Here is a 10,223-nt window from a genome sequence, read left to right on the forward strand (position 1 = left end):
GTATGAATCTTCGGCCGAGCAGAATGGTCTTCATTCGGGTTCGCCACCGGACGTCAAATCGACTTGGGGCGCTACGCCGCCGACCAGTGCCTTGGAAGCGGAAGAACAGCGGCAGGTGCTGAGCGCGCTGGAAACGACCCGCTGGAATCGCAGCGAGGCCGCCCGGCGTTTGGGGTTGAGCCTGCGGCAACTACGCTATCGACTGGCTAAATGGGGTGTCGAATAAGCCCATCGCTTACCGTTGGTGATCCGTGTGTTTTGATGTGGTGCGATACGCCAGGGTTCGCTCGGCCTATGAGCGAATAACTAATTTAGTATTAACGAATTTACTTGGACAGGCTCCGGGATGAGCGAATAATCCAGGCATCGGGCAAGAGGCCCGTGTACTGAGGTGATCGGCGACGCACTTAGATTCGATGCCGATTATTGGATAATCACCCAGCTAGTGTACTGTTTCGCTCTTGGAGGTACTTTCAGAGTCCTCCGAATGCGTCAGGACAAGGCGCCGTGCGCAGGCAATGGCCACGCCCTTGGCAAGCACGGCAACGCCGTCGTCATGGCGCATTCGGAGGACTCCCTTCGGGCGAGCCGCTGGCCGATCATCTGCGGTGTTGCGCCCGCTTGCAAGGGGGTGGCCCTTGCGGCGCGAGCGCGCCTTGCATCTAATCGGCCAGCGACTCGCTGAATGTACCTCCAAGAACGAAACAGTACACTAAGCAGATGACACTGAAAAAACTATCCGTGCGCGATGCCTGGGGGCTGATCGAAGTCATCGAAAGCGCCGGGGAAATCACTCTGCACTTCGGCAACCACACCGCACAATCCGGCTGGTATCCCGCTCAGCCGACCGAACTGGCCTTCGGTTACTACCGCGCCTTGCTCGTGGGGCTGGTTCTGCACCCCGATCCACGCCGCCTTAATTTGTATGGTCTGGGTGGCGGCGTGCTGGCGCGATATTTATTGGAATATACCGATATTTCCGTTCACGCGCACGATCTTCGCCCCACACTCGCGCCCATCGCCCAGCAATACTTCGGGCTGGATCTCGATCATCCCCGCTTGCAGCTCCAATTTGGCGACATTTGCGCGAGCGATGAACTGGAAGCCATTCCGGTAGCGGATATCATCTGGGTCGATATTTTCGATGAACAGGGCATGGTGCCAATCCCGACGCGCAGCCTGGCGCAATTGGCTTCGCAACTGGGCGAAAACGGCATTCTGTGCATCAATATCTGGCGCAATGAACTGGGCGACGTAACAGATCTGACCCGCGCACTGGAACGTTTTTTCGCGCCCGATCCGCTCACGTTGCACGTACCCGATCGATACAACACCGTGCTTTGCTATCGCGTGGAACCCTGGGCACAGGATGATTTGCTGCAAAGCCACGGACGCATCAAGCGCTTTTCACCCCCGGTACAGGAAACACTCAGGGAAGGGCTGGGATGGCTGCAACCCCTGCCCCAACGACGTTCTCGTTAAAAAATCTTCAGCAATCCAATTCAAAGACTTAGATTACAGCGCCGCGAGCACCGCCTCGGCGGATGAATTGGCAAGCCCAGATTCGTCCACCCCAAGCCATTCGACCACACCATTTTTCACGATCATGGCGTAGCGCTTGGAGCGTATACCCATGGCACCATTGCTCATATCTCGCTCCATGCCCAACGCGCGGGTGAATGCCCCATTGCCGTCGGAAACCATGCGTACCGAATCACCCACGTTCAGGTGCTCGCCCCAGAACTTCATCACGAAGGGATCATTGACCGCAACGCAGAAAATATCGTCAATGCCTTTTGCCCGAATCTCCTCGTTGTGCATTAAAAAACCGGGCACATGCGCGTCCGAACAGGTAGGGGTAAATGCGCCCGGCACGGCAAACAGCACGATGCGTTGTGCAGCCGTCAATTCTGTGACAGAACAACCATTCAAGCCCTGCTCACCCCGGTAGTACAAGGTGGCTTCCGGCAGTTTTTGTCCGACTTCGATCATGGCTCAATCTCCCGTACATTATGCTTTTACAGAAAAAACCCGCGTCCGATTGAACGCGGGTCACAGGTTACTTCTCGGCATTCGATCAGATGCGACCGTACACCTCGGCGCCCTTTTTCACAAACTCGACCGACTTTTCTTCCATGCCTTTCTTGATGGCTTCGATCTCGTCGAGCCCAAGTGTTTCGGCATAGTCGCGCACATCCTGCGTAATCTTCATCGAGCAGAAATGCGGGCCGCACATGGAGCAGAAATGCGCCACCTTATGTGCTTCGGCCGGCAGGGTTTCATCGTGATATTCACGCGCACGCTCCGGATCAAGGCCCAGATTGAACTGGTCGGCCCAACGGAATTCGAAACGGGCCTTGGACAAGGCATTATCCCGAACCTGCACGCCGGGGAACCCCTTGGCCAAGTCGGAAGCGTGGGCGGCAATCTTGTAGGTGATGACGCCTTCGCGCACATCGGCTTTGTCCGGCAGCCCCAGATGTTCTTTCGGCGTCACGTAGCACAGCATGGCGGTGCCGTACCAACCGATGTTCGCCGCGCCGATGCCACTGGTGATGTGGTCGTAGCCGGGGGCGATATCGGTCACCAGCGGGCCGAGCGTGTAGAACGGTGCCTCGTAGCAATCGGCCAACTCCTTATCCATGTTCTCCTTGATCATCTGCAACGGCACATGACCCGGGCCTTCGATCATCACCTGCACATCGTGCTTCCAGGCGATTTTGGTCAACTCGCCCAGGGTTTGCAGCTCACCGAACTGCGCCGCATCGTTGGCATCGGCCAGGCAGCCGGGGCGCAAGCCGTCGCCCAGAGAGAAGGACACGTCATAGGCCTTCATGATCTCGCAGATGTCTTCGAAATGCGTGTACAGGAAATTTTCCTTGTGATGCGCCAGGCACCATTTCGCCATGATCGAACCACCACGAGATACGATGCCCGTCACGCGTTCGGCCGTCAGCGGCACATAGCGCAGCAGCACACCGGCGTGGATGGTGAAGTAATCCACGCCCTGCTCCGCCTGTTCGATCAACGTGTCGCGGAAAATCTCCCAGGTGAGGTCTTCGGCCTTGCCGTTGACCTTTTCCAATGCCTGATAAATCGGCACGGTGCCGATCGGCACGGGTGAATTGCGCAAAATCCATTCGCGGGTTTCGTGAATGTTCTTGCCGGTGGACAGATCCATGATGGTATCCGCGCCCCAGCGAATGCCCCAGACCATCTTCTCGACTTCTTCGGCGATACCGGAAGTAGTCGCCGAGTTGCCGAGGTTGCCGTTGATTTTCGTGCGGAAATTCCGGCCGATAATCATCGGCTCGATTTCAGGGTGATTGATGTTCGCCGGGATAATGGCGCGCCCACGGGCGATTTCATCCCGCACAAACTCAGGGGTAATTTCGTCGGGAATCGCCGCACCGAAGGACTCGCCCTTGTGTTGACGCAGCAGCGCCTTGTAACGCGGATCGGAGCGCATTTCCCTCAAGCGGTTGTTTTCGCGGATCGCCACGAATTCCATTTCAGGCGTGATGATGCCTTGGCGGGCGTAATGCATCTGCGAGACATTCTTGCCCGACTTGGCCTTGATGGGCGTACGGATATGACCAAAACGCAGGCCTGCCGTTTTGGGGTCGTTCAAACGAGCCAGGCCATATTCGGAGGACGGGCCGCTCAAGGTTTCGGTATCGGCACGCTCGGCGATCCAGTTCGCCCGTAGCGGTTCGAGCCCCTTGAGCAGGTCGATCCTGACCATAGGATCGGTGTACGGGCCTGAAGTATCGTAAATCGTGATCGGTGGATTGATTTCCACGCCACGATCCGTTCTGGTCGGCGTCAACGTCACTTCACGCATCGGCACACGAATATCCGGGCGCGAACCCGTCTGGTAAATTTTGGTACTGGCAGGAAACGGTGCGATGACCGACTCGGACAACCCCGCCGTTTTGGCTAAAAAATCACTCGGCACAGCGCTCATGTCAAACCCCATATTAAATTAATGAGTGACTTGCAGGCGAGGAAGGGCGCAGGACTTAACGGCCGACTTCCCTCCGCCGGTGCAAGCCGGATCAGGTTCCAAGGGACTCTCTCAGCGACACACAAAACATGTGCCGCACCCCCAGTCGATGAAAGAGAACGTATATCAGGCGAGGTCAAAAGTCCAACGAGAATAGAGGCACGACGATTATTTTGAACCGCAAACACCCCAGTCGATTGACAACCGTTAAAAACTGGCTAATCCTAGCTAATGCGTATGAGCAGAGGAAGAACCCTATGTCTTCGGTAAACATGCTGGAAGCCAAATCCACACTTTCCCGTCTGGTCGAAGCGATTGAACAAGGTCGGGAGCGCGAAATCATCATCGCCCGCCATGGCCGCCCAGCTGCCAAGCTCGTCCCCATCGATACACTTGAAGGCCAGCGAATAGGTATCGCCAAAGGATTGTTTGAAGTTCCAGAAACGATCGACGCACATAACGATCTTGTGCGGGCTTTGTTTACTGACCCGAATTCATAAACCAAATACCGGGCACTGAAGGCAATAGCGCCAAATGAACCTCCTACTCGACACCCACGTCGCACTGTGGGCCATCACGGACGACCCCCGTCTTCCCAGCGACGCGCGAGATCGTATTCAATCACCCAAAACAACCGTATGGATCAGTGCGGCCACGCTTTGGGAAATTGCCATTAAATTTTCACTTGGCAGGGGTGATATGCCCATATCGAGCCACGATGCTTTGCGTTATTTTCAGGATTCGGGCTACCGCTTCTTACCGATCGACGCTGAACATACCATCGCTATGAAAACACTCTTGCCGCACCACCAGGATCCATTTGATCGCATTTTGGTCGCACAGGCACTCACTGAGCCCATGCGCCTGATGACACACGACAAAACCGTCGCCCGTTACAGCGATACCATTATTCTTATTTAGATTAAGACCAATGATGCTTCGTCAGGAATCATGGTCATAGCCGCCCGCATTCGGTATATTGGCGGGCTGATTGACCATTCGATCCGAAGGTTTTCCGGCCGGATCGAAGCCGAACACTATTCGACAGGCATAAATAAACAGGATCCTCCCGCATGATGGCTTTTGATACTGAACGCGCCCGCTTCAATATGGTTGAGCAACAAATTCGCCCCTGGGATGTGCTGGACAAACGGGTACTCGACACCCTGTTCAAGATTCCACGCGAACATTTTGTACCCGCTGAACAGCGCCAATTCGCCTTCTCTGATATCGCGCTGCCGATCGGCCACGGCGAAACCATGTTGCCGCCCGTTGTTGAAGGCCGAATTCTGCAATCATTGGCCGTAGCACCCAACGAGCGCGTACTGGAAATCGGCACGGGGAGCGGATTCTTCACCGCCTGCCTGGCTCATTTGGGGCAAAGCGTCCACACCGTCGATATTTACTCCGATTTCACCCAATCGGCCGCGGAGAAACTCGCCGCGCTGGGCATTGAACGCGTGGTGCTCGAAACCGGTGATGCCGTCAACGGCTGGGCTGGCAACGAACGCTTTGATGTGATCGTGCTCACCGGAGCCGTGCAACGCATTCCCGAATCCTATCGGCAGCAGCTCAATGTCGGTGGCCGTTTGTTTGCCATCGTCGGACCTGAACAGAACATGTCCGCCACCATGGTGACACGCCAAGCAAACGATCAGTTCGATACACAGAACCTGTTTGAAACATACACACGCTATCTCAAAGGGGCAGAACCCAAACCACAGTTCTCGTTTGCGTGAGTAGCAACCGGATTCGGCATCAGGCATCTATGGAAACTATGCTAAATCCCCCTCGTTCCCCTTTTTACAAAGGGGATGCGTTTTTGTTTGAAGCCGGGCTGATTTACTCCCCTTCTTACATGGGGGAAGCGCCTATGCTTGAAGCTGGGCTGATTCCCCCCCTTGAAAAAAGGGGGGCCGGGGGATTTACCGGGCCACACCCGTTGCCCGATGGAATTTCTGCATTTGCGCAGAGAATATCTACCCATCCAGGCTCTCTTTGAGCTAGTGTACTGATAGCTGGCTAATAATATGATGAGGAATTAACCATGACGAGTCACCTCCACCCCCGTCGGTTGAAAAAAACCGTACTGGCAGCGCTTGTGGTCATCGGCGCGTATGGCTCACCCGCTTTTTCAGCCAACCTGATGGATATCGTCACACTAGCAGAACAGAACGATCAAACGCTGCTTGCAGCTCAGCAGAAGCGGTTATCCATTCAGGAAAACACCCCCATTGCACGATCAAATCTGCTACCGCAAATTGGCGCCAGTGCAGGTTTGAACTACAACCGAACCGAGATCAAATCAAATGGCATCCCCAATGCGCCCACGGTCATCGAAGGCAGTGGCCGCAACCTCGGACTGAGCCTGAACCAGGTAATTTACAATCGGATCGATAATCTCAATCTGGGCATTGCCGATCTGCAAGCCAAACAGGCCGACATCGACTACGCATCCGCCCAGCAGGATCTGCTCTTGCGGGCCAGCACAGCCTACTTCGCCGTGCTGCAAGCCAATGCCAGCCTACAACTGGCGGTTGCGAGTCAAAAGGCATTCAAAAATCAGTTGGAGCAAGCCCAAAAACGCTATGAAGTGGGCCTCGTGGCCGTTACCGACGTAGCCAATGCACAGGCCAATTACGATAAGGCCAACGCCGATATCATCGCTGCGCGAAATGCGCTTGAGAATGCCCAATCCCTACTTGCGACCATCACCGGCAAACTGCCCGCCGAGCTTGATGATGTCCGGACAAGCCTTTCAACACCCAGCCCGGATCCCGCCAATCCCGAAGAGTGGATTAATCTGGCAACTAAACAGAATATCTCGCTCCAAAGCGCCCAAATCGGCGGCCAGATCAGCCAGGAGAATATCGCCATCAACCGCGCAGCCCGAATGCCCACGGTCGATCTGACCGGGCAATACGGCTACAACAGCACACTAAGTCAGTTCAATGGCCGACAATCCAGCAACCTGGCCGCCAGCATTGGCCTACAAGTTTCCGTACCGCTTTATACCGGCGGACGGATCAATGCCAAGTCACGTCAGGCTGCCTACCAATATCAGCAAACACAGAACGAAATCGAAAACCTGCGCCGCACCGTGCAACAGGGCACAGCCAACGATTACCGGGGTGTGATCACCAGCATCAGCGAAATAACCGCGTATGGGCAATCGGTAGAATCCGCCCGTACCAGCCTGGCCGCAACCGAAGCTGGTTATCAGGTTGGCACCCGCACCATTGTCGATGTACTCAATGCGCAGATTCAGGTGTTCAGCGCCATGGCGAACTTCTTGAATGCCCGCTACAGCTACCTGACGAACTACCTCAAACTCAAAGCGGATACGGGCCAGCTTTCACTCGATGACATCAAGGCCGTCAACGCCCAGCTCGTGCCGGGCAAAATCAACGCCCTGATTGCACCACTGATGAACAGCGGGAAGGAAAGCTCAAAATCCCAACAGCAAATGATCGAGCGCGTCATCCAACGTGCGGCAAAAACGGTCGAGTCCAAAGCGGCAGATCAACACTAAATCTGAGTCACGCCAAACCCCCATGTCCGCCGCAACTCATCCCATTCGCGCTATGATCCTTGCCGCGGGCCGGGGCGAACGCCTACGGCCACTCACCGATCACATCCCCAAGCCGCTCATCCCCATACAAGGCAAACCGCTGATCGTTCACCACATCGAACGACTGGCCAAGGCGGGCATCACCGACATCGTCATCAACCTCAACCATTTGGCCGAACAAATCCCCGCCGCGTTGGGTGATGGCAGCCGCTGGCAGGTTCGCCTACACTACTCATGGGAAAACCACCTGCCCGAAGCCCTGGAAACCGCAGGCGGCATTCGCCATGCCGTGGCGCTGCTCAGTGACACCTTTATTCTGGTCAATGGCGACATCTTCACCGATTTCCCGTTTGAAGAATTGCTCAACAACCCTCTCAACCCTGAAACCGATTTTCGACTGGTGATGGTCGCCAACCCCAAACATCACCCCAAGGGCGATTTTTCGCTTGACCAACAACGACTGGGATTGTGCCCGGCAGACACGCAGGAAGCGGCCACCTGCCTCACCTATGCCGGCATCGGCCTCTATCAAAAATCGATGTTTTCCGGATTACCCGAAGGACGACGCGCGCTTGGGACGCTGTTACGGGAAAAAATCGCCGCCCAGCGTGGGCAAGGGCAAGTATTTTCTGGCTTGTGGATTGATGTCGGCACTCAAGAGCGACTGGAACAGGCCGAGCATTCAAATCTCAGATGAAGACCAGATAAACAGGATGGTTCAAACGCTAATACGCGTTTTTGTGAACAAACCCACGGAACACCGTGAGAAATATGATTTTTATATCAAAGGCCAATGACCAGTTTTCGATATAGAACAGATCGTACTCAATGCGCTTTTGCATTTTATCCAGAGTATCCGTCTCGCCTCGCCAGCCATTGATTTGTGCCCAGCCCGTGATGCCCGGCTTCACCTTGTGGCGAAGCATATAGCCATCGATTTGAGACTTATAGATTTCGTTATGCTCAACCGCATGTGGACGCGGGCCGACAATGGACATCCGGCCTTGCAGCACATTAATGAATTGCGGCAACTCATCCAGACTCGTCCTTCGCAAGAAGGCACCAAAGCGGGTTACACGGCTATCGCCCTTCACAGCCTGGGGAACATCCCCTTCTTCATCCGCGCCATCTTTCATGCTGCGGAATTTATAAATAGTAAAGGGCTGTCCATCCCAGCCATGCCGTTTTTGCTTGTACAGCACCGGCCCTTTGGAGCTGAGCTTCACCCCCAAGGCAATCACGAGAAGCAGCGGACTGATGACCAGCAAGATCAAGAGCGCCAATACCCGATCTTCTAAGCCTTTTACTAACCGATTCGCCCCGGTCATAGGTGAAGCCGATAGGTCGATCATCGGCACATCCATAATCTCGGACACGCCATGATTAATCAAAAACAAGCCGAACAAATCCGGCACGAAACGCACATTGGCCGTCGAAAATCTCAAATTTTCTAGAACGCCTTTCAACTGCTGGCTTTGATCCAGCGGCATAGCAATCCACACTTCATCGATCTGATGCGATGACACATAATCGAACAACTCGTTCAGCGGATGAATCTCATGCCCGGCGATACCCATATCATCAGGGCGCTCACCAAACACACCCACCACATCAAAACCGGCCCAGCCTTCTTTTTCTGCACGGTTGATCAGATTCAATGCCTGGGGGCCGCAGCCCACAACCACGGCCTTGCGATGGTTAATCCCTCGCTGACGCAGACCACGCAAAACGAAATACACTGCCACCCGTTCGATGGCCAATGCCAAGCCGCTGACGAGCCACCACTGAGCCAACCAGAGCCGAGAGAAGGTTTCCGCTTCCTTCACCAACACCAGTGAAATCAGCAGGATCATCAACACCAACGACCAGGCACCCACCACGCGCAGTGCAGGGGAAGCCAAGCCTCTTGCGCGCCATGAGTCGTACACACCCAGCAATGGAAAAACCAATGCCACGAGCAGGCCGCCGATCACCATCAAGGTCCCGTAGGCGGCTGGCAGATTGGACACGTCCCCACCAAAACGCAGCCAAAACGCGAACAAGCCACCCAATCCGACCAACAGCACATCCAAAGTGCGCGTGACCGCCGAGATCAAAGCCGAATGTGAGCGTAAAAGCGCAGTGGACATAAATTGAAGATAACCTAACAGTTTAAGCAGTTACCCAATACAAACACTTAACCACGCAAGGAAAGCGCTCACAACAGCAGTTCCCGGCCTAGCAGCCTGTCGGACTTTAAGGAATTGGCTGCGAATCCAGCTAAACGATGCAAATTTCATCGCTTTTTGGGGCAATCGAGCCTGCTATTACCTAGCATCCGCGATTACGCGTCAGCGTGGCATACAGAGCCAAAGTGTCCGCTGCCATCCGTTCGACGTTGTACTGCTCAAGTGCGCGTTTTCTACCGGCTTCTCCCAGTGACTTCGCATATTCCGGCGACTCAATCAGCGCGTTCAAGGCTTGCGACAAAGCGCCATCATCACCCGGCGGCACAGTGAGTGCACACACACCTTGAGGCGCCACTTCATTCACCCCGGTGCCCAAATTCGTATTCACGATTGGTTTTCCGCAGAGCATCGCTTCGGTCTGAACAATACCAAATGCCTCTGTCGTCGCCACCGAAGGCAGACAGAATATATCGCAGGC

11 protein-coding genes and 1 riboswitch are annotated in these 10,223 nt (G+C 54.9%); of the genes, 7 read left to right on the top strand and 4 right to left on the bottom strand.

The genetic code is table 11. The features are described 5' to 3' along the window. Both M7R55_RS09995 and M7R55_RS10000 read left to right on the top strand, forming a co-directional pair. Window positions 1-226 (top strand): helix-turn-helix domain-containing protein (locus M7R55_RS09995; protein WP_298220267.1); only part of this gene is annotated, 226 nt, incomplete at its 5' end. 494 nt (window positions 227-720) lie between these two features. Further along, entirely contained in the window at window positions 721-1,482 is a 762-nt protein-coding gene (locus M7R55_RS10000) for a hypothetical protein (RefSeq protein ID WP_298220268.1), read from the top strand. A 33-nt stretch (window positions 1,483-1,515) separates the two neighbouring features. Here the strand turns inward: M7R55_RS10000 and M7R55_RS10005 are convergent, their stop codons facing one another. Together M7R55_RS10005 and thiC are read right to left on the bottom strand one after the other, a co-directional pair. Next, window positions 1,516-1,992, bottom strand: coding sequence for a peroxiredoxin (locus tag M7R55_RS10005; protein WP_298220269.1), 477 nt, complete (start codon window positions 1,990-1,992; stop codon window positions 1,516-1,518). An 85-nt stretch (window positions 1,993-2,077) separates the two neighbouring features. After that, the gene (thiC, locus tag M7R55_RS10010) at window positions 2,078-3,967 is read right to left on the bottom strand and encodes a phosphomethylpyrimidine synthase ThiC (protein ID WP_298220270.1); all 1,890 of its coding nucleotides are present in this window, start codon (window positions 3,965-3,967) and stop codon (window positions 2,078-2,080) included. A gap of 51 nt (window positions 3,968-4,018) precedes the next feature. Next, window positions 4,019-4,120: riboswitch (TPP riboswitch) on the bottom strand. Between the two features lie 143 nt (window positions 4,121-4,263). Between thiC and M7R55_RS10015 the strand changes: the two genes are divergently transcribed. The 5 genes from M7R55_RS10015 to murU all read left to right on the top strand — a co-directional run bounded on the left by M7R55_RS10015 (window position 4,264) and on the right by murU (window position 8,274). Next, on the top strand, window positions 4,264-4,506 hold the full coding sequence (locus tag M7R55_RS10015) for a type II toxin-antitoxin system prevent-host-death family antitoxin (RefSeq protein ID WP_298220271.1): 243 nt from the start codon (window positions 4,264-4,266) through the stop codon (window positions 4,504-4,506). Window positions 4,507-4,540: 34 nt separating this feature from the next. Then, window positions 4,541-4,927 (top strand): type II toxin-antitoxin system VapC family toxin, encoded by a 387-nt coding sequence (locus M7R55_RS10020; protein WP_298220272.1) that lies wholly within the window; start codon window positions 4,541-4,543, stop codon window positions 4,925-4,927. A 152-nt stretch (window positions 4,928-5,079) separates the two neighbouring features. Beyond that, window positions 5,080-5,745, top strand: a complete 666-nt coding sequence (locus tag M7R55_RS10025) for a protein-L-isoaspartate O-methyltransferase (protein ID WP_298220273.1) — start codon at window positions 5,080-5,082, stop codon at window positions 5,743-5,745. 308 nt (window positions 5,746-6,053) lie between these two features. Further along, a complete protein-coding gene (locus M7R55_RS10030) occupies window positions 6,054-7,538 on the top strand; it encodes a TolC family outer membrane protein (RefSeq protein WP_298220274.1) in 1,485 nt (494 codons plus the stop codon). Window positions 7,539-7,581: 43 nt separating this feature from the next. Further along, window positions 7,582-8,274: an N-acetylmuramate alpha-1-phosphate uridylyltransferase MurU gene (gene murU, locus M7R55_RS10035; protein WP_298220277.1), complete on the top strand. Its 693-nt coding sequence runs from the start codon at window positions 7,582-7,584 to the stop codon at window positions 8,272-8,274. A gap of 28 nt (window positions 8,275-8,302) precedes the next feature. Here murU and M7R55_RS10040 read toward each other — a convergent pair whose 3' ends face one another. Beyond that, complete coding sequence (locus M7R55_RS10040; protein ID WP_298220275.1) at window positions 8,303-9,706, bottom strand: undecaprenyl-phosphate glucose phosphotransferase; 1,404 nt, start codon at window positions 9,704-9,706, stop codon at window positions 8,303-8,305. A 181-nt stretch (window positions 9,707-9,887) separates the two neighbouring features. Then, a partial coding sequence (locus M7R55_RS10045; RefSeq protein WP_298220276.1) for a glycosyltransferase occupies window positions 9,888-10,223 on the bottom strand: 336 nt, incomplete at its 5' end.

The organism is Halothiobacillus sp., assembly GCF_027346185.1.
GTDB lineage: Bacteria > Pseudomonadota > Gammaproteobacteria > Halothiobacillales > Halothiobacillaceae > Halothiobacillus.

Excerpts from the sequence above, each read along its gene's own strand:
- M7R55_RS10025 (WP_298220273.1), top strand. The coding sequence starts at position 5,080 with ATGATGGCTTTTGATACTGAACGCGCCCGCTTCAATATGGTTGAGCAA.
- M7R55_RS10000 (WP_298220268.1), top strand. The coding sequence starts at position 721 with ATGACACTGAAAAAACTATCCGTGCGCGATGCCTGGGGGCTGATCGAA.
- thiC (WP_298220270.1), bottom strand. The coding sequence starts at position 3,967 with ATGAGCGCTGTGCCGAGTGATTTTTTAGCCAAAACGGCGGGGTTGTCC.
- M7R55_RS10015 (WP_298220271.1), top strand. The coding sequence starts at position 4,264 with ATGTCTTCGGTAAACATGCTGGAAGCCAAATCCACACTTTCCCGTCTG.
- M7R55_RS10040 (WP_298220275.1), bottom strand. The coding sequence starts at position 9,706 with ATGTCCACTGCGCTTTTACGCTCACATTCGGCTTTGATCTCGGCGGTC.
- M7R55_RS10030 (WP_298220274.1), top strand. The coding sequence starts at position 6,054 with ATGACGAGTCACCTCCACCCCCGTCGGTTGAAAAAAACCGTACTGGCA.
- M7R55_RS10020 (WP_298220272.1), top strand. The coding sequence starts at position 4,541 with ATGAACCTCCTACTCGACACCCACGTCGCACTGTGGGCCATCACGGAC.
- M7R55_RS10005 (WP_298220269.1), bottom strand. The coding sequence starts at position 1,992 with ATGATCGAAGTCGGACAAAAACTGCCGGAAGCCACCTTGTACTACCGG.